Genomic DNA, 20,119 nt, shown 5'->3' with positions numbered 1-20,119 from the left:
GAACAGATACAGCTGTAACGTAACACCCTGCACAACTGTTACGGTCTGGGCTTATGCCAAAGCGATATGGCGACTGATCAGCGCTCTCAACGCCGCAGGCTTCACTGGCTTGGGCAGGTAGGACAGTCCCGCCAGCGAAATCTCGCTAAGCACGTCCTGACGTCCATCAGCGCTGATTACCACGCCAGGCAGATCGGAACCAAGGCGCTCGCGCAACCAGAGCATCAGTTGGGTGCCGGTGTCGCCGTCATCAAGGTGATAGTCGACCAGAACCAGTTCAGGTACAAACCCTTGATCCAGCACCCGCTGCGCCTCCTGCCGGTCACGTGCAACCGCCACGCGACACTGCCAGCGCCCAAGCAGACTCTGCATGCCTGCCAGAATGCTGCTCTCATTATCGATACACAACACCGGTGCCCCCTCGAACTGCGGCGGCAGTTCAGGCTGGACCGTCCGGCTGCGCACCATCCGCGGTGTACTCGCCATCGGCACGGTGACGCTGAACACACTGCCGTGGCCCGGCCAGGAACGTACACTCAGCTCGTGCCCAAGCACGCGGCACAGACCATCGGCAATCGCCAGTCCAAGCCCAAGCCCCTTTTCAGCCTGGGTACGATGACTGTCCAGCCGCTGAAACTCTTCAAAGATGAGCTGCAACTTGTCCTGCGGGATACCTGGCCCCTGATCCCAGACCTCGATCCGCACGGCACCTCGCAGGTGCCGTACACCGAGCACCACACGGGCGGCGCTGGCATAGCGGAAAGCATTGGTGAGGAAATTTTGCAGCACCCGCCGCAGCAGGCGCATGTCGCTGCGCACCCGCAGGCGGCTGCTGTGGATGCGCAGATCAATGCCCTGTTCGACCGCCAGCGCACTGAACTCAATGCGCAACGGGTCTAACAGCTCGCTGAGCGCGAAGTCGCCTAGCTCAGGCACAATACGACCGGCTTCCAGGCGCGAGATATCCAGCAGATCGGAAATCAGTTCTTCGGCCGAAGCCAGCGAGCTGTCCAGGTGGCGCACCAGCTCCTCGACCTCTGCCGGCATATCGGACTGATGCGCCAGCGAAGCAGAGAACAACCGCGCCGCATTCAGCGGCTGCATCAGATCATGACTGACGGCGGTCAGGAAGCGGCTTTTCGATTGGCTGGCCCGCTCGGTCTGCGCCTGCGCCTGTAGCAGTGCCTGATTCAGCTGCGACAGTTCGCGGGTGCGCTCATCCACCCGTCGCTCCAGACTCTCGTTGGCCTCCTGCAGCGCTTTCTCGGCCTCGCGGAAAGCTGAGATATCGGTAAAGCTCATGACAAAGCCACCGCCCGGCATCGGGTTACCGATGATCTCAATCACGCTGCCATCCGGGAACATGCGTTCAGAGCGATGCGGTGTGCCCTGCTGCATCCAGGAAATACGCTTATCGACATGCATCTGCGGGTCACCAGGACCACACAGCCCACGCTGGGCATTGTGCAGGATGATGTCGGCAATCGGACGGCCAATCGCAATCAGTCCGTCCGGGTACTGAAACATCTCCAGATAGCGACGATTCCAGGCCACCAGTCGCAACGACTTGTCGACCACGCTGATGCCCTGACTGATGTTCTCAATCGCGCCCTGCAGCAAGCCGCGGTTGAATTGCAGCACCTCGGAGGCTTCGTCGACGATGCGCACTACATCATCAAACTGCATGTCACGGCCTTCAATCGCGGCTTTCACCACCAGCCGGGCGGAGGACGCGCCAAGCACCCCGGCGAGCAAACGCTCGGTCAAGGTAATCCAGCCGGAGTCGGCCGTCTGGCTGCCGTGTAAACCGCCACCGAGACGCTTCGCATACTGGTTGAAGGCCGATTCGGCGCGTTCTTCACCAACAAAGCGCGAGGCCAGCTCGAGCAGATCGTCCACCCGAACGCGCAGCAACACCTTGCCCGGACCACCAATCCACGGCTCACTGTCCTGACTGACAAAACGGCTGGCCTGCCAGTGCTCCAGCACCCGGGTGCGACTGAACAGCGAGCCGGCAACAAAGACCAGGAAGTTGCACACCAGCGAAACCACACTGGCCAACGTCAGTGCGTCCACCCCCCAATCCGCCGCTGCATTGCGCACCGACTCGATGACCGGCAACTGGTGGGTATGCCAATGCAGCCCGGCACCGACCAGTGGCAACACCAGCAGATACAGCCATAGCACAATCCCTACCAACAGCCCGGCAAGCACACCGGTGCGGTTGGCCTGCTTCCAGAACAGCGCGCCAAACATTGCCGGTGCCAGCTGACCGATCGCGGCAAACGCCACCTGACCGATACTGGCCAGGCTGGTCTCGCTGCCAATCATGCGGTAGACGACATAGGCCAGCAGCAAAATAATCAGAATGCTGGTGCGACGCACATTCAGCAACCAGCCGCGGAATTGCTCGTAAGAGCGCTCGGGACGCACACGATTACGCAACAGAATGGGCAGCACCACATCGTTCGACACCATGGTACTGAGCGCAATCGCAGCCACGATGACCATACCTGAGGCCGCCGATGCCCCGCCAAGGAACGCTGCCATGGCCAGAACCGGACTTCCTTGCAGCAGCGGCAGGTTGATCACATAGGAGTCGGCCGACATACCGCCACCAAGCAGCATCTGCCCGGCCAGCGCAATGGGAACCACAAATAGACCGGCCAGCAGCAGATACACCGGAAATACCCAGCGCGCCAGGCGCAGATCACCCGGCTCACTGTTCTCCACCACGGCCACCTGGAACTGCCGCGGCAAGCAGATAAACGCAAAAATCGCGATGGACGTCTGCAGCAAAATGCCAACCACCGGCGTGTCCTGCTGCCAATAACCATCCAGTACCGCGCTGTCACGTGCCTGGTTGAACAAATCCACCGCACCGCCAAACAGACCAAACACCACGAACAGACCAACCGCCAGAAACGCCAGCAACTTGACCAGCGCCTCGAAGGCAATCGCCAGCATCATGCCGCGATGGTGCTCGGTGACATCCAGGCTGCGGGTGCCGAACAGCACAGTAAATAGCGCCAGCACCAGCGTCACAGCCAGCGCTGTATCCTCCGCCCCAAAGGCATTAGGCGTTGTTTCAGCACCTGCGGTCGAACCACTGAGCAGGCTGTAGCCAGCACGATCCCCTTGAGCTGCAAGGCAATGTAAGGCAGAACGCTGACCAGGCAGAGCAGCGACACCACTACGCCAAGGCTTTGCGACTTCCCGTAGCGCGAGGCGATGAAGTCGGCGATGGAGGTGATATTTTCCTGCTTGCTGATAGCGATCATGCGCGCGTACAGGCGCCAGCCGAACAGAAACAGTAGCAAAGGCCCGAGGTAGATAGGCAAGAAGCCCCAGAGCTGATTGGTCGCCATGCCAACCGAGCCGAAGAAGGTCCAGCTGGTACACCAAACCGACAACGAAAGGCTGTAGATCCAAACCCGCAGACGCGGCTTCAGCACACTTGCGTTTCGATCACCCCAAAAAGCGATGACAAACAACAAGGCCATGTAGAGCAGAAATATGAAGGCTACCAGCCCACCGGAAAGCATCATGAGGCGCGTTCAACCCGCAACAGTGTCACAACCTGCAGTCTGGCAGTGCCGGAAGCCTTTGCCCAGCAGACTTCCGTCGTAGCTGCGTTAGCTTGCGAGCTCCATCTGCTGCAGCACCAGCGCCGCCTGGGTGCGGGTGCGCACGTTCAACTTGCGGAAGATGGCAGTAACGTGAGCTTTGACGGTTGCTTCGGAAACATCCAGCTCGTAGGCGATCTGCTTGTTCAGCAACCCGTCGCAAACCATGGTCAGCACGCGGAACTGCTGCGGCGTGAGACTGGCAACACGCTCACTGATCTGCTGCTGTTCGTCACTCATGCCGGGCGGATTGTCGATCCCGGCCGGCCAGCAGATACCGCCATCAAGCACTGCCTGGACCGCGGCCTGAATGTCCTCCAGGCTGGCGGACTTGGGGATAAACCCGCTGGCACCGAAATCACGCGCACGACGGGCGATTGTCGGTTCTTCCTGGGCGGAAATCAGAATCACGGGAATCTGCGGATACTGGCCACGCATCTGGGCCAGCCCCGAAAAACCATAGGCGCCGGGCATATTCAAATCCAGCAGAACCAGATCCCAATCCGCTCGCTCAGCCATACGCTGCTGTAACTCACTGATACTGCCCACTTCGCTCAGGCTGATGGTTTCGCCCAGACCGTCGTGCAAGGCCTGGCGCAGAGCGCTGCGAAACAGGGGATGGTCGTCGGCGATCAAAATGTCATAGGTCAGACCCATGCGAGGTGTCCTGGCAGTCGTTTTTGTTATTGGCTGAGACAAGCAGGCTGAGACTGCCAGCCAGAGGCGTTCCAGTCAATGCCACCTTTGTTCCGGTACAGTCTGCACCAACAGCTGTATCTGGCAAATTCAGCCAGCCGCCGAGGATAATAGCGCTTTTGCCTGCCGAGCCTGCCTGAATGAACTTGCGCCACTATCGTGCCGATGTGCTGATGCTGATCACTGCTCTGATCTGGGGTAGTACCTTTGTTGCCCAGCGTCTGGGCATGGACCATATTGGCCCGTTCCTCTACACCGGCCTGCGCTTTCTGATTGGCGCCATCACAGTCATGCCGTTGATCTGGCTACTGCGCAAACCGGCCAAGAGCAACGCTCAACCACGTATGGGCAAAGCCATGCTGCTCGGCAGCATGGCCCTTGGTGCAGTGCTGACGCTCGGCATCAACCTGCAGCAGATTGGCCTGATGTTCACCACCGTCACCAACTCCGGCTTCATTACCGGACTGTACGTCATTCTGGTGCCGGTATTTGGTCTTTTTATCGGCATGCGCACCCATCGCGGCACCTGGGCCGGAGCCGTCATGGCACTGGTCGGCATGGTGCTGTTGAGTGTAACCAGTGAATTCACCGTCGCCCCCGGTGACTGGCTGCAGCTGGTGGGAGCCTGCTTCTGGGCAGTGCACGTGCTGCTGGTTGGCGCGTTGGCCAGCCGCTACGACCCGATTATCGTGTCGTTCATTCAGTTTTTGGTTTGCGCTGTGGTCAGCCTGAGCCTGGCACTGGTCTTCGAGCCCATCAGCCTGGCGGCCATCGGTGAAGCCCTGCCGGCCATCCTCTACGGCGGTATTCTGGCTGTGGGTGTGGCGTTCACCCTGCAGGTCGTCGCCCAAAAGGATGCAATCACCTCCCACGCGGCCATTATCCTCAGTCTGGAAGCCGTGTTCGCCGCCCTCGCTGGCTGGCTGATTCTGGGAGAAACACTCTCCCCGCGCGGACTGCTCGGCTGTGGGTTAATGCTGGCTGGTATGTTGACCGCGCAGCTGGTGCCGATCTATCTGGATCGGCGCAAGCAAGCCGCCGTTGCAGTGCAGCAAGAGCCAGCCGGGCATCACTGAGAACGCTGTCGGCAGGAGGCCATATAGCCTTGGCTGAATAGTTCGAAGTAATCGTCAAGTTGCTGCGCGACCAGCGCCTCCCCCGCCAATTCGAGACACGCCGCAGCCACTTCGACAGTACACAAATGGTCATCGCGGCTGGAGCGACGCAGTCGATAGCGGGAAAGTCGCTCGGTATGCAGGCTGAGCACAGGCAAGCTGGCCAGATACGGGCTCTTGCGAAACATCTTGCGTGCCTGCGTCCAGGTTGCATCGAGAACGATCAACAGTGGCCGGCGACCACCCTCGGGGTTAATCGAGCGGCACACCGGCTGCTCCGGCAACGCGTACTCCCCGGGAAAGACCACGTAGGGCTGATAGCGCGGGTCGGCTAGCACCGCCAGCAAGGCCGGATCCACCTCGGTACGGGCCCAGACAAAGGCACGGGTATCCGGCAGACAATCTGCAATCAACCGACCGGTGTTAGTCGGCTTCAGCGGTTCATAGGCATGCATCAGCAGGCAGAAACTGACTCCGCATTCCAGCGTTGGACGCTGCGCACAGATACAGGCCCAATGCGCCAGCTGACAACCGGGGCAACGCTGCACCCTTGCGCCACGCGCCTTGAACGGCCGGGTGGAGCGCGCAACCGCTTGTTCGCGTAAGCGATTGACCGCATGGCCGGGCTTATCCGACATCCCTTAACTCCTAGGCTAGACAGGTACAGCATCACAATGCCAGCATTCTACTCGATTCATTGCTGACCGATAGCGCGCTAACAGTGTGTTACCCACCGCGAACCAGTTGCCGGAGTCGTGGTCTGAAAGGGAAGTCGCAGCACCAAGATGATCTGATCTGGAGAAAGACAATGCGCTGGTTACCCCTGCTTCTCGCCGCGAGCCTGGCGGCCCCCATTCAAGCAGCCTCCCTGCGTGATATACGCCTGACGGAAACCCTGCAGCAGGTTGCCGCCCAGAGCAGCGAGAACACCCCGCGAGAGATTAACAGCAACATTACTGACCTTGGCTTCACTGCCAAGGGCGATGAATTGATCAACCGCCTGGCAGTCAATCCCGACTATGCCCAACGCATGCAGGAGGACCCGTTACTGATCCGCAGCCAGTTGCAGTCGAGCGTTTGCGCTGATCTGCGCTTCCGTCGCCTGCTGGATATGGGAGCGACCCTGACCTATCACTTCGTCCTTAAGGAAAGTCACCAGCCCGTGCTGACCCAGAGTTTTATTGCCGACCACTGCCAAACTCTCTAAGGCGTCCACCCAATGCAAGACAACGATCCGGCTGATTTTCTCAGTCGTCACTGGCAAACCGGTAGTAGCGAAATACCGGTCAAGGTCGACGAACTGATTCAACTTTGCGCCGCGGACAGCGAGAACGCACCGCTTTACCGCGACATGCTGCTGGATGTTATTCGCATGGCGCAGGCAGACCGCAATCGCTGGGACGCCAAGATCATGCTGCACACCATCCGCGAGATGGAACAAGCGTTTGCCCGCATGGAAATATTCAAGCGGCGGCGCAAGGTAACGGTTTTTGGTTCGGCACGCACGCCAACCGACCACCCCCTGTATGCGCTTGCCCGCGCGATGGGCGCGGAGTTAGCAGCCAACGATTACATGGCGATTACCGGCGCTGGTGGCGGCATCATGACCGCCACCCACGAAGGTGCTGGGTTGGATCATAGCCTGGGCTTCAATATCACTCTGCCCTTCGAGCAGCGCTCCAACAACGTAGTGCACGGCACCAGCCACGACCTGTCGTTTGGCTTCTTCTTTTTGCGCAAGTTGTTCTTCGTCAAGGAGGCCGACGCGCTGATCCTTTGTCCCGGTGGCTTTGGAACCCTTGATGAAGCGCTGGAAGTACTGACACTGGTGCAAACAGGCAAGAGCCCGATGGTGCCGATCATTCTGCTCGATCAGCCAGATGGTCAGTACTGGCAAGCATTCCTGCAGTTCGTCCAAAGCCACCTGGCAGACAGCCACTACATCAAGCCGGACGACATCAACCTGCTGACACCCTGTGCATCCCCCGCTCAGGCAATGCAGGTAGTACTGGATTTCTATAGCAACTATCACTCTTCCAGGCGCGTCGACGAGCAGTTCATGCTGCGCTTGAACCAGCCACTGAACGAACAGGCTCTGGCTCAGTTGGACGCCCGCTTCGGGCATATTTGCAAATCAGGTGGGTTTGTTCAGCAAGGCGTCTGCGCGATGGAACAGGATGAGCCCGAGTTAGGGTCGTTGACACGGCTGTGCTTTGACTTCAATGAGCGGGATCAGGGTAGCTTGCGAGCCTTGATCGACTTCGTCAATCAACCTGAAAACCACCAAAACCGCGGTACTGCATGAAGCGCAATTGCTTACCGCGCTCGGCAGCGTCACTGGCTCGACCTTCGGGAAACCGTTTGTTGAATACACGCTGGGCGAGAGCTGACCAGTCCTGATCAAACTCCGCCAACGTCCGCTCAACCAGCGACTCGGCCACACCACGCTGGCGCAGCTCCTCTCTCAAACGGGCAGGCCCGTAACCGCGCTGACTACGGGCATACAGATAGGCTTCACAAAAACGCGCATCGCTGAGCAAGCCATCTTCGACCAGACGGTCCAGCTCAATCTCTGCCGCCTCAGTCGGGGCGCCGCGCTGACGTAGCTTGCCCAGCAGCTCGCTGTAGCTATGCTCGCGCCGCGCCAGCAAATCCATTGCTGAGCGACGAATCGCCAGCGGACTGTCCAGCGCGGCGCGCGAACGCATCACACTCAGCTCTTAGCCTTCCAGTTCGGCGTCAGCCTCGGCTTCCGCCTTGGCCTTACTCGGCTTGGCCAGCAACTGATCACGGATAGCCTTCTCAATTTCGTCCGCGATCTGCTGGTTTTCCTGCAGGAACTTGGCTGCATTGGCCTTGCCCTGACCGATCTTGTTGCCTTGGTAGCTGTACCAGGCACCCGATTTTTCAACCAGACCGATCTGCACACCCAGATCGATGATCTCGGCGTTGTGGTAGATGCCGGTGCCGTACAGAATCTGGAACTCGGCCTGACGGAACGGCGGGGCCACCTTGTTCTTGACGACCTTGACGCGAGTCTCGCTGCCGACCACCTCATCACCGTCCTTCACTGCGCCGGTACGGCGGATATCCAGACGAACGGAGGAGTAGAACTTGAGCGCGTTACCACCAGTGGTGGTTTCCGGGTTGCCGAACATGACGCCGATCTTCATGCGAATCTGGTTGATGAAAATCACCAGACAGTTGGCGTTCTTGATGTTACCGGTGATTTTACGCAGCGCCTGGGACATCAGACGGGCCTGCACACCGACGTGGTGATCGCCCATTTCGCCTTCGATTTCAGCCTTGGGCACCAGCGCCGCCACCGAGTCGACGATAATCACGTCAACCGCGTTGGAGCGGACCAGCATGTCGGTAATTTCCAGTGCCTGCTCGCCTGTGTCGGGCTGAGACACCAGCAGGTCGTCAACGTTGACGCCCAGCTTGCCAGCGTACTCCGGGTCCAGCGCGTGCTCGGCGTCGACGAAGGCGCAGGTCGCACCCTGCTTCTGCGCCTGGGCAATGACAGACAGGGTCAACGTGGTCTTACCGGAAGACTCCGGCCCGTAGATTTCGACGATACGGCCCTTGGGCAGGCCGCCAATACCGAGGGCGATATCCAGCCCGAGCGAGCCGGTGGAGATGGCTGGAATAGCCTGACGTTCGTGATCACCCATGCGCATCACCGCGCCCTTGCCAAACTGACGTTCAATCTGGCTCAAGGCAGCCGACAGCGCCTTCTTTTTGTTCTCGTCCATTTCGCATCCTCTTGGCTTGGGGCGGGCACCGAGGCGACCGACCGATCAACTACTGTATATTTGGTCAGTATTATTCCACAGAAAAAATGGCCCGCCTACCCCCGATTTCACTCAGACTGACAACCGGTTCGCAGCCTGCTGCTGAGCTTCTTTTACCAGCCGCTCAAGCGCATGCAGAACCGTCTGCGCGCGCACTTCTCGCCGCCCCCCCTGGAAGCGCTTGCACTCGCTGACGACGCTACCGTCTGCCAGCGCCCAACCGAACCAGACCGTTCCTACCGGCTTCTCGGCGCTACCGCCATCAGGGCCGGCAATACCGCTGACCGCTACGGCCATCGCTGCCCCGGCAGCCTCCTTGGCCCCGGAAGCCATCGCTCTGACCACCGGCTCACTCACCGCGCCATGTGCGTCGATAACCTCTGCGTCCACCCCAAGCCAACGGCTCTTGCTGGCGTTGGCGTAGGTGACGAAGCCGGTCTCGAACCAGCGCGAACTGCCAGCAACCCGGGTTATCGCCTCGGCAATCCCGCCTCCAGTACAGGATTCAGCAGTGCTGACCTGCAACCCCAGCTGCTCCAGCACTTTGCCAAGCCTTGCAGCGGCAGAGTCGATCAGCGGGTCATAGTGCGACATGGTTCACTCCTGTACGCGTGGATATCAGACAACAGCATGCCAGTTGGCACGCTGCCTGCGAATACCCTGCGACCACATTCGGCAATCAGGGTTTCCCGCCATCGCCAACCACCTCCGGCGCTGCAGCAGACTACAGCGACGTGATACCCTTTGCGCCAACCTGAAACGGCGCTTCAGCCACCGTTCCCAGCGCATCCGCCGCGCCCGGTGACACCGCCTTTGCCGCATATTTCGAGTCATTGATGAAAAAGAGCAAAACCGAATCCACCGCCCACACGCCGATGATGCAGCAGTATTTCAGCATCAAGCAGCAACACCCCGAGCAGCTCCTGTTCTACCGCATGGGTGACTTTTACGAGCTGTTCTACGACGACGCCAAAAAAGCCGCCCGCCTGCTCGATATTACCCTCACCGCACGGGGCCAGTCCGGCGGTCAGCCGATCCCGATGGCCGGCATTCCGTTCCATGCCGCCGAGGGCTATCTGGCCAAACTGGTCAAGCTGGGTGAGTCGGTCGTCATCTGTGAGCAGGTCGGCGATCCGGCCACCAGCAAGGGCCCGGTCGAGCGCCAGGTTGCCCGCATCATTACCCCAGGCACAGTCAGCGATGAAGCACTGCTCGATGAGCGCCGTGACAACCTGCTGGCCGCGCTGGTGGGTGCCGAACGCGGCTTTGGTCTAGCTACGCTCGACATCAACAGCGGCCGCTTTGTGGTCATGGAGTTGCGCGGCTGGGAGACCCTGCTTGGTGAACTGGAACGTCTGGCGCCAGCCGAGCTGTTGATTCCCGATGACTGGGAAAGCAACACGCCAATCGAACGCCGCCGCGCCGTGCGTCGCCGCGCCCCCTGGGAGTTCGATCAGGACAGCGCCTTCAAGGCCCTCACCCAGCAATTCGGCACCAAGGATCTGGTTGGCTTCGACTGTCAGGACCTGACCCTCGGCCTCGGCGCCGCCGGTGCGCTGCTGAGCTATGCCAAGGAAACCCAGCGCACCGCCCTGCCGCACATCCGCAGCATGGCGCAAGAGCGCTTTGAAGACAGCGTGATTATCGACAGCGCCAGCCGCCGGAATTTGGAAATCGACCAGAACCTGTCTGGTGGCCGTGACAACACCCTGCTCGACGTGCTCGACCATACTGCAACGGCCATGGGCAGCCGCCTGATGGCGCGCTGGCTGAATCGTCCGCTGCGGGACCTGAAGGTCCTGGGCGCACGCCAGGACAGCATCAGCGCCCTGCTCGACCAGCAGTTCTATCTCGACCTGCAGCCGCAGCTCAAGGGCATCGGCGATATCGAACGGATACTCGCCCGGGTTGCCCTGCGCTCTGCGCGTCCGCGCGATCTGGCACGCCTGCGCGACGCGCTGGCCGCCCTGCCCGCGCTGCAGGACTGCATGCAGACGCTGGAAACACCACACCTGCGCAATCTGGCCGAACAGGTACGCACCTACCCGGAGCTGGCCGAGCTGCTGGAACGCGCCGTGATCGACAACCCGCCCGCCGTGCTGCGCGACGGCGGCGTAATCAAGGCCGGTTTCGACGCCGAACTGGACGAGCTGCAGAACATCAGCGAAAACGCCGGCCAGTATCTGATCGACCTGGAGACCCGCGAACGCGAGCGTACCGGGCTGAACACGCTCAAAGTCGGCTATAACCGGGTACACGGCTACTTTATCGAGCTGTCCCGCAGCCAGGCCGATCAGGCGCCAGCAGACTACATTCGCCGCCAGACCCTCAAGGGCGCCGAACGGTTTATCACACCTGAACTGAAGGCCTTTGAAGACAAGGCGTTGTCGGCCCGCAGCCGCGCGCTGGCACGCGAAAAACAACTGTACGATGAACTGCTCGACCGTCTTAACGAAGACCTTGCCGCACTGCAAACCAGCGCTGCCAGCCTGGCCGAGATCGACGTGCTCTGCACCCTCGCCGAGCGCGCCGGCAGCCTCGATTACAGCCGCCCGCGCTTTATCGAGGGCAGTCAGCTGCAGATCAGCCAGGGACGCCACCCGGTGGTCGAACAGGTGCTGGAAACACCCTTCGTCGCCAACGATCTGGACCTGGACGCCGACACCCGCATGCTGGTGATTACCGGCCCGAACATGGGCGGTAAATCCACCTACATGCGCCAGACTGCGCTGATTGTACTGCTGGCCCATATTGGCAGCTTTGTGCCGGCGGCAGAGGTCGAGCTGTCCTGCGTCGACCGCATCTTCACCCGTATCGGTTCCAGTGACGATCTGGCCGGCGGCCGCTCAACCTTCATGGTCGAAATGAGCGAAACCGCCAACATACTCAATAACGCCACCGCCGCCAGCCTGGTCCTGATGGACGAAGTCGGCCGTGGCACCAGCACCTTCGACGGTTTGTCGCTGGCTTGGTCTGCTGCCGAGTATCTGGCCAAGGTTCGCGCCTTCACCCTGTTCGCGACCCACTACTTCGAGCTGACCGGCATGGCCGATACTGACGAAGGCGTGGCCAACGTGCACCTGAATGCCACTGAACATAACGAGCGCATCGTGTTCCTGCACAACGTCCAGCCCGGTCCGGCCAGCCAGAGCTATGGCCTGCAAGTCGCCCAGCTTGCCGGTGTACCGCGTCCGGTCATCCTGCGTGCGCGCGAACACCTCGCCCGGCTGGAGCAGCAGAGTCTGGAGCAGCACGGCAGCAAGCCTGCAGGCACCAGCGAGCAACCGTTCCAGAGTGATCTGTTTGCCAGCGCACCTCACCCTCTGGTCGAACAGATGCAGTCACTGGAGCCGGATGATCTCAGCCCTCGCCAAGCGCTTGAGCTACTGTACAAACTGAAACGAGAGTGGTCGTAATTTCGGCAAATGATATTCATTTGCATCAAACGTGTCGCGACCTCGCTTTAATCTGCGCAAAACCCGGCGTTACTCTGTACCGCCGGTAAAAAACTGCTAGACTACGCGCCAGATTTTGCCAGCCTGATTCAATGGAGACCTCACCATGACCTTTGTTGTTACCGACAACTGCATCAAGTGCAAGTACACCGATTGTGTTGAGGTCTGCCCGGTTGATTGCTTCTACGAAGGCCCGAATTTCCTGGTCATTCACCCGGACGAGTGCATCGACTGCGCCCTGTGCGAACCCGAATGCCCGGCCAACGCCATCTTCTCTGAAGACGAGGTGCCAGAGGATATGCAGGAGTTCACCGAGCTGAACGCCGATCTGGCTGAAGTGTGGCCGAACATCACCGAGAAGAAGGATGCACTGGCCGACGCCGAAGAGTGGGATGGCGTACCGGACAAGCTGCAATACCTGGAGCGCTGAGCAGCCAGCTGCCACGCAATAAAAAAAACCGGCCATGTGCCGGTTTTTTTGTGCTGGAAGCTGGAAGCTGGAAGCTGGAAGCGCACCAGTGTGAGCCTGTTATGTGGTTTTAGCTTGGGGCTTGAGGCTTGAGGCTTGAGGCTTGAGGCTTGAGGCTTGAGGCTTGAGGCTTGAGGCTTGAGGCTCTGAATTCTGGGGTCAAATTTCAGGCAAAAAAAGGGGCGGGATAGCCCGCCCACTCTTTATTCCATATGTGCTTTCCGTGTCCAGCCATCCTGGCTTCATCTTCCTGAAAATCCCTGACTCAGCTCCCTGCCGAGTAGCGCTATCCGTCGCGCTTGAGTACATCTTAACGAATGCCGGATCGTCCGCAAGCCCCCTACAGCGACCAAAACAGGCACACCATCAAAAATAAAAATCAACATTTTCATGCACTTACCATTTCAAGCACGGGAAAAAACTCGTTCCACCCACATCTTGCAACGGCGAAGTCTCACACGCTTTGTAGGAAATTTCTTACAAAAAACAGCCCAACAAAATGTCATCAATCAAGAAGAGCGCTGAGTTTCTCCAGCACAACAGCGCTCGGCAACCCGAACCTCCTACTGCCGCAATCAATCACACGTGCATGGGCCGTATACCGGATAACGGCGGCACAACGTCACCACCTCCTCCCGGACCCGGTCACGCACTGCGGTCAGTTCGTCTACACCGGTTGCCATTGCATCCAGCACGTCGCACAACCAACCCGCCACCTGTTCGCACTCGACGATCCCAAAGCCACGCGCAGTCAAGGCTGGCGTACCAATGCGTATGCCTGAGGTGACGAAAGGTGAACGCGGATCATTGGGCACCGAGTTCTTGTTCGTCGTGATGTAGGCATCCGCCAGGGCCGCATCAGCCTCCTTGCCGGTGTAAGGCCTGGCGGAAAGATCGATGAGCATCAGGTGGTTGTCGGTGCCGCCCGAGACGATCTTGTAGCCACGCTGCTGAAGCACGGCCGCCATCGCCCGGGCGTTGGCAACCACCTGGCGCTGGTAGGTCTTGAACTCCGGCCGCAGCGCCTCCTTGAAGGCGATGGCTTTGGCGGCGATGACATGCATCAGCGGGCCGCCCTGGGTGCCCGGGAACACAGCAGAGTCGAGCTTCTTGTAAAAGTCATCACCCTGACCTTTGGCCAGAATGATGCCGCCGCGTGGGCCGCGGAGCGTCTTGTGGGTGGTGCTGGTGACGACATGGGCATAGGGCAGCGGATTGGGGTATTCCCCCGCCGCAACCAGTCCAGCTACGTGAGCCATGTCCACCCAGAAGATGGCGCCCACCTTGTCGGCGATCGAGCGCATGCGCGCCCAGTCCTTGTAACGCGAGTAGGCGGAGAACCCGCCGATCAGCATCTTGGGCCGGGTTTCCAGGGCGATGCGTTCCATCTCATCGTAGTCGATCAGCCCGGTCTCCGGGTTGAGCCCGTAAGGCACGATCTTGTAAAGGCGACCCGAGAAGTTGGACGGATTGCCGTGGGTAAGATGGCCACCCTGGGCCAGATTCATACCCATCACCGTATCGCCGGGATTGGTTAGCGCCAGAAATACAGCCGCGTTGGCCTGGGCACCGGCATGGGGCTGGACATTGGCATAATCGCAGTCGAACAGCCTCTTGAGCCGTTCGATAGCAAGGCGCTCAGCAACGTCCACATGCTCGCAGCCGCTGTAATAGCGCTTACCGGGGTAGCCCTCAGCGTACTTGTTGGTGAATACCGAGTTCTGCATGGCCATCACGAGCGGGCTAGCGTAGTTCTCTGACGCAATCAGCTCGATGTGGTCTTGCTGCCTGCGTTCTTCCTGTTTAACAGCATCGGCCAGCTCTGGGTCAAAGTCGCTGAGCGCCAGGGAGGTGTCGTACATGGGGTTGTTCCTTTCTCTGAAATTCGGGATTGGCCTATTCAGGACGGCGAGCGTCATTCAGCTCAACTACGCCCACCGTCACTTGCGGGTTCACTTCGCACATCAGGTCGCGGGCTCCAGCTCTGCGCTAGGTTGAACTTTCATCACACCCACCTCCGTGCCCGCCGACAGCAGGCGGGTAAGACGCAGCACAATGTCGTCGATTTGCTCGTCAGTGCAGGTAAGCGGCGGCAATAGCCGAATGACGGTATCTCGGGTCACCGTAATAAGCAGCTGCTGCTCGGACAGCGCGCGTCCCACCAGCTCCTTGCAGGGCCGATCCAGCTCGATTCCTACCATCAGTCCCTGACCACGGATGGCAGTGACATGCGGATGAGCGTCCAGCGCCTGCTGCAACCCCGCGAGCAAACGAGCACCCTGCACCGCAGCCCGTTCCGCCAGCCGCTCTCGCGCCATGATGTCGAGCACGGTAAAGGCCACCCTGCAGGCCAGCGGATTACCGCCAAAAGTCGAACCGTGCAGACCGGGAGAAAACAGATCAGCCGCCGCACCGCGCGCCAGACAGGCGCCGATAGGGAACCCGTTACCCAGGGCCTTTGCCAGCGTTATGACGTCCGGCTCGATGTCCGCTATCTGATAGCCGAACCAGGCGCCTGTGCGGCCCAGGCCGGTTTGAATCTCATCCAGCATCAACAGCCAGCCATGCTGGTCACAGAGTGAGCGCAGCTCGCGTAAGTAGTCAGCACTGGCCACCCGAATGCCGCCTTCACCCTGCACCGGCTCGATCAGCACCGCGACAATGTCCGGGCAGTGTTCGGCCGCCTCGCGTGCTGCGCGAATGTCGTTGTAGGGGACCCGCAGAAAGCCCTCGGGTAGCGGCCCGAAGCCCTGCTGGTTAGCCGGATTGTCTGTGGCGGCGAGTGTCGCCAGGGTGCGGCCATGGAAGGCATTTCCCATGACCAGTATCTGCGGCTGCAGGACCTGTTTACGATGGGCGTGCAGCCGGGCCAGCTTGATAGCCGTCTCGTTGGCTTCAGCACCCGAGTTGCAGAAAAAGGCGCTTTGCATCCCGGTCAACGCGCACAGTCGTTCTCCCAGCCGCTCCTGCCAGTCGATGCCAAACACGTTGGAGGTGTGAAGCAGCGTCTTTGCCTGATCGGCGATGACAGCAGCAATCTCCGGATGAGCGTGACCGAGGCTGGTGACCGCGACACCGGCAATCGCATCCAGGTACTCAACACCCTGTTCATCCCAGAGCTGCGCGCCGTTACCACGCACGAAGGAGACCGGTTGACGAGCATAGGCGCGCATCAGATGGGAAGTGACTGCTTGCATGGAAAAATCCTGTAGGTAAATTTGCTGACTGACGCATGATCCACCGCCCTGCCGGCATTGCATCGGCCGGTCAGGGGCAGCAGCAATTCAGCGCATTGCGCCTGCTGGGTACGCTGCAACGCGCTAACGACGTGGCGGCACGCGCGGGTGGCCGCCTCCGACAGATCGACACCATTGATCCAATGCCCGACCAAGCTGGCACAGAACAGGTCGCCAGTGCCCTTGGGGGTCGCAGTGAGGCGCGGATGCGCGATAACTTCGGCCTGGGTGCGGGTGACGAGCACGACCTGCATTTCGTCAGCGGCCCAGGTATCAGGTGCCGCACTGGTGACGGCAACCCATTGCGTGCGTCCGGTCAGCAAGGTGCGGGCGGCGGCAACCACGCTTTCAACATCATTCACCGGCCGCCCGGTCAGGCGCCCCAGCTCGAATCCGTTGGGCGTCAAGCCCTCGGCCAGCGGCAGCAGATCCCGGCGATACGCATCCACAAGACCCGGATCGACATAGATGCCGTGATCGGTATCGCCCAGCACCGGATCAATCACGACGCGCAAATCGGTCTGCTGCCGCTGCCGCGCCCGAATCCAGGGCGCCAGCGCATCAACCTGCCGGGCGTTACCAAGATAGCCGACCAGAATACCGCGCAAGGCGTGCAGAGCACCGCGAGCCGACAGGTCATTCAGGTAGCCACCGAACCACTCAAGGGGCAGCGCGCCACCGTGCATTGTCGGGTAATGCGGCGTATTGCTGAACATAACGGTAGGAACAGCAGCCACCGACAATGCCAGCGCTTCGAGCGTCGGCACGGCAACATTGTTACCAACCCGGCCATACACAACCTGTGACTGCACCGACACCACATCGACAGGCAAAGCTTGAACTGAGCAGGGCAAAGACAGAGAGGCGGTCATGGTGACATCCCCCCTGATGGCGCTGCTTCAACCTCATCCAGCCAAGCTGCAAATGCCGCCCGTGCGGCCTGCGGCAGATCGGACTGCAACGCCTGCGCCTCGGCACGCAGAGCACACGGATCGATGCCAGCGAGTGCCAGTTCGCATGCATGGCCGACCAGCCAGCGCTCAATACGCCGGGGGTCCGCCTCCAGGTGGCATTGCAGGGCCAGTACGTGGTTACCCACCCTGAAAGCCTGGTTGGCACAGATGGTTGTTCCCGCCAACCGCGTGGCGCCGGCAGGCATGTCGAAGCGATCACCGTGCCAGTGCAGCACCGGCACATCGCCCAGCGCTGCCAGCGGCGAAGCGTTCCCCTCCGCGGTGAGCGTCAATGGCGCGAAGCCGATTTCCTTGACCCCCATGCCGCTGACACTGGCGCCCAGAGCGCGTGCAATCAACTGTGCACCCAGACAAATGCCCAGCAGTGGGCGCTTACTCTCCAGGCGATGCCTGATCACCGCCAACTCATCAGTAATGAAAAGATAGGCGGGATCATCAAAGGCGCCGATGGGGCCACCCAGCAGCACCAGCAAGTCGGCCGATAGCGTATCGGCCGCATACAGACTATCAACGGTGGCATCCAGATAACGCACGGTATAGCCACGAGCCTGCAGCAGCGGCTCCAGCGTTCCGAGGTCTTCAAAAGCCAGATGGCGGATGGCAATGGCGGTTTTCATGTTTTCGGTTCCTTTGTGCTGGGTTCACCGGGCCAGTAATAGCTGTCCGGCATTGGACGGGCGCCAAAGATGGCCTGGCCGACGCGCACCACGGTGGCGCCTTCCTCAATAGCAATTTCGAAGTCACCCGACATGCCCATTGAAAGCTCATCCAGCACCATCCCTGGCGGCGCGTCCTGACGCAGGCGATCACGCAGTTCTCGCAGCCGCACAAAACACTGACGCACCCGTTCGGCATCGCTGGAGAACAGTGCCAGCGTCATCAGTCCACGGACCCGCAAGGTCGTGAATGCCGGTAGCGCCTGCAGGAAGGCCGGTACTGCGTCGGGGCTGAGCCCGTACTTGCTGGCCTCCCCCGAGGTATTGACCTGCACAAACACGTCCAGCGTGCGGCCTTCCAGCTGCAGGCGATGATCCAGCGCCGCAGCGACACGCACACTGTCCAGCGCCTGAAACTCAGTCGCGAAACGTGCGACCAGTTTGGCCTTGTTGGTCTGCAGATGGCCGATGACAGACCAGCGCAGATCGGTCAAATCCTGCATCGCCGTCCATTTGCGGTACGCCTCCTGTGGTTTGTTTTCACCCAGCATCCTGCAGCCTGCAGCATGGGCTAACCGTAAACGGGTTTCGGGCTTGGTCTTGCTGACGGGTAGCAGGCGCACCGTTGCCGGGTTTCGGCCAACGCGCTGGCAAGCGGCAACGATCCGCGCCTGCACCGCAGCCAGATTGCGGCGAACCTCCTCAACCGTCGTAGCTTCGGGGTAGCGACCGTGTTGGTCGTGGCTGGTTGGGGTCTCGGATACCATACTCATCAGCGTGTGCTCCCTTCAGTCGATGCCGGCGCGACAGTCGATGCCGCTGTTCGCTGGGGCAGCCGGCCGTGCAGCAGCGCATACGCCGCCAGCCCGATCACCAGCCCCCAGAAAGCACCACCAATACCCAACAGGTTGATGTTGGCGGCCGCAGCCAGAAAAGTGATCAACGAGGCTTCGCGGGTCTTGGTATCAGCCATCGCGCTGGCAAGACTGCCACCGATGGTGCCGAGCAACGCCAAGCCTGCCAGTGTGGTGATGAAAGTCGCCGGAAACGCCATGAAAACCGCAGCCAATGTGACCCCGAACACGCCGACCAGAATATAAAACACGCCCGCAGCGATACCGGAGATCCAGCGTTTGGATGGCTCCGCGTGTGACTCTTGGCCGGTACAGATGGCGGCCGTGATCGCAGCGATGTTAAAGGCGTGTGAGCCGAACGGCGCCATCAGCAACGAACCCAGCCCGGTGACTGTCACAATAGGGTTGGCACTGGTTTTAAAACCGTCGTTACGCAATACCAGCATGCCTGGCATGTACTGTCCGGTCAGCGTGATCAGGAACAGCGGCAGCGCCACGCTCAATAGCGCATTGAGGGAGAAGACCGGCATGGTGAAAACCGGTGTCGCCAGTTCCAGCCTCAGCTCCGACAGGTCGACGCGATCCTGAACCAGCAGAAAGCCAAGCCCTAGCAGCAGAATGCCGACCACCGCATAGCGCGCCGAGAACCGCTTGAACACCAGGTAAGCAACGATCAGCACCCCAGCCAGCAGCGGGTCGATGCTCATTCCACCGAACGCCCCGATACCGAACTGGAGCAGGATGCCGGCCAGCAAGCCGGCAGCCACGCCCGGCGGTATCAAACGGATAACCCGCTCGAACCAGCCCGACAACCCCAGCACCACAAAAGCCGCAGCCGAAACAAGGTAAGCACCCACAGCTTCGGCATAGGACGTAGTCGCCAGCGCCGTGACCAGGAAAGCGGCTGCCGGGGTGGACCAGGCGGTGATGACCGGCTCACGGGAAGCCCAGCTCAGAAGGATCCCCGTCACGCCCACACCAATGGAAATCGACCACACCCAGGAGGCGGTCAACTCAGGGCCAAGCCCCGCTACCTTGGCGGCCTGGAACACCAGGATGAAGGTACCACCGTAGTTGACGATAACCGAGATCAGACCTGCCAGAACAGGATGGAGCAAGTCGCTCCCGCGAACAGATGAAGGTGCAGAGACAGATGACATGGCCTGATGTTGGCTCCTGAAACATGACTGGGCGGGTTGTGAAATATATTTATACTCTTAAAATGGACTGGCGATACCAGC

Annotated in this window: 16 protein-coding genes and 1 pseudogene; 5 read left to right on the top strand and 12 right to left on the bottom strand. The window is 60.3% G+C overall.

Features of this window, described 5'->3' with window-relative positions; translation table 11 throughout:
- Positions 1–51 precede the first annotated feature (51 nt).
- Positions 52–3,548, bottom strand: a pseudogene (locus ACKPCU_RS07660) (hybrid sensor histidine kinase/response regulator).
- Positions 3,549–3,635: 87 nt separating this feature from the next.
- Positions 3,636–4,283 (bottom strand): response regulator, encoded by a 648-nt coding sequence (locus ACKPCU_RS07655; RefSeq protein ID WP_104737051.1) that lies wholly within the window; start codon positions 4,281–4,283, stop codon positions 3,636–3,638.
- Between the two features lie 179 nt (positions 4,284–4,462).
- Here ACKPCU_RS07655 and ACKPCU_RS07650 point away from each other — a divergent pair, with 179 nt between their 5' ends.
- Complete coding sequence (locus tag ACKPCU_RS07650) at positions 4,463–5,398, top strand: DMT family transporter (protein WP_321351139.1); 936 nt, start codon at positions 4,463–4,465, stop codon at positions 5,396–5,398.
- Here the strand turns inward: ACKPCU_RS07650 and ACKPCU_RS07645 are convergent.
- Positions 5,392–6,075: a tRNA-uridine aminocarboxypropyltransferase gene (locus ACKPCU_RS07645; protein WP_321351135.1), complete on the bottom strand. Its 684-nt coding sequence runs from the start codon at positions 6,073–6,075 to the stop codon at positions 5,392–5,394. The genes ACKPCU_RS07650 and ACKPCU_RS07645 overlap by 7 nt on opposite strands.
- 170 nt (positions 6,076–6,245) lie before the next feature.
- Here ACKPCU_RS07645 and ACKPCU_RS07640 point away from each other — a divergent pair, with 170 nt between their 5' ends.
- Complete coding sequence (locus tag ACKPCU_RS07640) at positions 6,246–6,644, top strand: PA3611 family quorum-sensing-regulated virulence factor (RefSeq protein WP_321351132.1); 399 nt, start codon at positions 6,246–6,248, stop codon at positions 6,642–6,644.
- Positions 6,645–6,656: 12 nt separating this feature from the next.
- On the top strand, positions 6,657–7,742 hold the full coding sequence (locus tag ACKPCU_RS07635) for an LOG family protein (RefSeq protein ID WP_104737047.1): 1,086 nt from the start codon (positions 6,657–6,659) through the stop codon (positions 7,740–7,742).
- On the opposite strand, the gene ACKPCU_RS07630 is transcribed toward ACKPCU_RS07635, so the two are convergent.
- The 3 genes from ACKPCU_RS07630 to ACKPCU_RS07620 form a co-directional block, all read right to left on the bottom strand.
- Positions 7,702–8,145 carry a regulatory protein RecX gene (locus ACKPCU_RS07630; protein WP_104737046.1) on the bottom strand — a complete coding sequence of 148 codons (444 nt, stop codon included), beginning with the start codon at positions 8,143–8,145 and terminating at the stop codon, positions 7,702–7,704. The genes ACKPCU_RS07635 and ACKPCU_RS07630 overlap by 41 nt on opposite strands.
- Positions 8,146–8,157: 12 nt before the next feature.
- Complete coding sequence (gene recA, locus ACKPCU_RS07625; protein WP_321351128.1) at positions 8,158–9,195, bottom strand: recombinase RecA; 1,038 nt, start codon at positions 9,193–9,195, stop codon at positions 8,158–8,160.
- A gap of 111 nt (positions 9,196–9,306) precedes the next feature.
- Positions 9,307–9,828 (bottom strand): CinA family protein, encoded by a 522-nt coding sequence (locus ACKPCU_RS07620; protein WP_104737044.1) that lies wholly within the window; start codon positions 9,826–9,828, stop codon positions 9,307–9,309.
- A gap of 242 nt (positions 9,829–10,070) precedes the next feature.
- On the opposite strand from ACKPCU_RS07620, the gene mutS reads away from it, so the two are divergent.
- Together mutS and fdxA are read left to right on the top strand one after the other, a co-directional pair.
- Positions 10,071–12,650 carry a DNA mismatch repair protein MutS gene (gene mutS / locus ACKPCU_RS07615; protein WP_321351125.1) on the top strand — a complete coding sequence of 860 codons (2,580 nt, stop codon included), beginning with the start codon at positions 10,071–10,073 and terminating at the stop codon, positions 12,648–12,650.
- A 145-nt stretch (positions 12,651–12,795) separates the two neighbouring features.
- Positions 12,796–13,119 carry a ferredoxin FdxA gene (gene fdxA, locus ACKPCU_RS07610; RefSeq protein WP_104737042.1) on the top strand — a complete coding sequence of 108 codons (324 nt, stop codon included), beginning with the start codon at positions 12,796–12,798 and terminating at the stop codon, positions 13,117–13,119.
- Positions 13,120–13,733: 614 nt separating this feature from the next.
- Here fdxA and glyA read toward each other — a convergent pair.
- The 6 genes from glyA to ACKPCU_RS07580 all read right to left on the bottom strand — a co-directional run bounded on the left by glyA (position 13,734) and on the right by ACKPCU_RS07580 (position 20,038).
- Complete coding sequence (glyA, locus tag ACKPCU_RS07605; RefSeq protein ID WP_321351122.1) at positions 13,734–15,020, bottom strand: serine hydroxymethyltransferase; 1,287 nt, start codon at positions 15,018–15,020, stop codon at positions 13,734–13,736.
- A gap of 102 nt (positions 15,021–15,122) precedes the next feature.
- The gene (locus tag ACKPCU_RS07600) at positions 15,123–16,355 is read right to left on the bottom strand and encodes an aspartate aminotransferase family protein (RefSeq protein ID WP_321351120.1); all 1,233 of its coding nucleotides are present in this window, start codon (positions 16,353–16,355) and stop codon (positions 15,123–15,125) included.
- Positions 16,331–17,266: a pyridoxine/pyridoxal/pyridoxamine kinase gene (gene pdxK, locus ACKPCU_RS07595; protein WP_321351118.1), complete on the bottom strand. Its 936-nt coding sequence runs from the start codon at positions 17,264–17,266 to the stop codon at positions 16,331–16,333. The genes ACKPCU_RS07600 and pdxK overlap by 25 nt, the downstream gene beginning before the upstream one ends.
- The gene (locus ACKPCU_RS07590) at positions 17,263–17,985 is read right to left on the bottom strand and encodes a glutamine amidotransferase (protein ID WP_321351116.1); all 723 of its coding nucleotides are present in this window, start codon (positions 17,983–17,985) and stop codon (positions 17,263–17,265) included. Before ACKPCU_RS07590 ends, pdxK begins: the two co-directional genes overlap by 4 nt.
- Entirely contained in the window at positions 17,982–18,797 is an 816-nt protein-coding gene (locus ACKPCU_RS07585; protein ID WP_321351114.1) for a YggS family pyridoxal phosphate-dependent enzyme, read from the bottom strand. Before ACKPCU_RS07585 ends, ACKPCU_RS07590 begins: the two co-directional genes overlap by 4 nt.
- Positions 18,797–20,038, bottom strand: a complete 1,242-nt coding sequence (locus ACKPCU_RS07580) for a benzoate/H(+) symporter BenE family transporter (protein ID WP_321351111.1) — start codon at positions 20,036–20,038, stop codon at positions 18,797–18,799. Before ACKPCU_RS07580 ends, ACKPCU_RS07585 begins: the two co-directional genes overlap by 1 nt.
- Positions 20,039–20,119 lie beyond the last annotated feature (81 nt).

The organism is Halopseudomonas oceani, assembly GCF_963677335.1.
Classification (GTDB): Bacteria; Pseudomonadota; Gammaproteobacteria; order Pseudomonadales; family Pseudomonadaceae; genus Halopseudomonas; species Halopseudomonas oceani.
The sequence above is the reverse complement of the archived record's forward strand: the minus strand, read 5'-3'. Positions and strand labels throughout refer to the sequence as shown.

Excerpts from the sequence above, each read along its gene's own strand:
- ACKPCU_RS07655 (WP_104737051.1), bottom strand. The coding sequence starts at position 4,283 with ATGGGTCTGACCTATGACATTTTGATCGCCGACGACCATCCCCTGTTT.
- ACKPCU_RS07650 (WP_321351139.1), top strand. The coding sequence starts at position 4,463 with ATGAACTTGCGCCACTATCGTGCCGATGTGCTGATGCTGATCACTGCT.
- ACKPCU_RS07645 (WP_321351135.1), bottom strand. The coding sequence starts at position 6,075 with ATGTCGGATAAGCCCGGCCATGCGGTCAATCGCTTACGCGAACAAGCG.
- ACKPCU_RS07640 (WP_321351132.1), top strand. The coding sequence starts at position 6,246 with ATGCGCTGGTTACCCCTGCTTCTCGCCGCGAGCCTGGCGGCCCCCATT.
- ACKPCU_RS07635 (WP_104737047.1), top strand. The coding sequence starts at position 6,657 with ATGCAAGACAACGATCCGGCTGATTTTCTCAGTCGTCACTGGCAAACC.
- ACKPCU_RS07630 (WP_104737046.1), bottom strand. The coding sequence starts at position 8,145 with ATGCGTTCGCGCGCCGCGCTGGACAGTCCGCTGGCGATTCGTCGCTCA.
- recA (WP_321351128.1), bottom strand. The coding sequence starts at position 9,195 with ATGGACGAGAACAAAAAGAAGGCGCTGTCGGCTGCCTTGAGCCAGATT.
- ACKPCU_RS07620 (WP_104737044.1), bottom strand. The coding sequence starts at position 9,828 with ATGTCGCACTATGACCCGCTGATCGACTCTGCCGCTGCAAGGCTTGGC.
- mutS (WP_321351125.1), top strand. The coding sequence starts at position 10,071 with ATGAAAAAGAGCAAAACCGAATCCACCGCCCACACGCCGATGATGCAG.
- fdxA (WP_104737042.1), top strand. The coding sequence starts at position 12,796 with ATGACCTTTGTTGTTACCGACAACTGCATCAAGTGCAAGTACACCGAT.
- glyA (WP_321351122.1), bottom strand. The coding sequence starts at position 15,020 with ATGTACGACACCTCCCTGGCGCTCAGCGACTTTGACCCAGAGCTGGCC.
- ACKPCU_RS07600 (WP_321351120.1), bottom strand. The coding sequence starts at position 16,355 with ATGCAAGCAGTCACTTCCCATCTGATGCGCGCCTATGCTCGTCAACCG.
- pdxK (WP_321351118.1), bottom strand. The coding sequence starts at position 17,266 with ATGACCGCCTCTCTGTCTTTGCCCTGCTCAGTTCAAGCTTTGCCTGTC.
- ACKPCU_RS07590 (WP_321351116.1), bottom strand. The coding sequence starts at position 17,985 with ATGAAAACCGCCATTGCCATCCGCCATCTGGCTTTTGAAGACCTCGGA.
- ACKPCU_RS07585 (WP_321351114.1), bottom strand. The coding sequence starts at position 18,797 with ATGAGTATGGTATCCGAGACCCCAACCAGCCACGACCAACACGGTCGC.
- ACKPCU_RS07580 (WP_321351111.1), bottom strand. The coding sequence starts at position 20,038 with ATGTCATCTGTCTCTGCACCTTCATCTGTTCGCGGGAGCGACTTGCTC.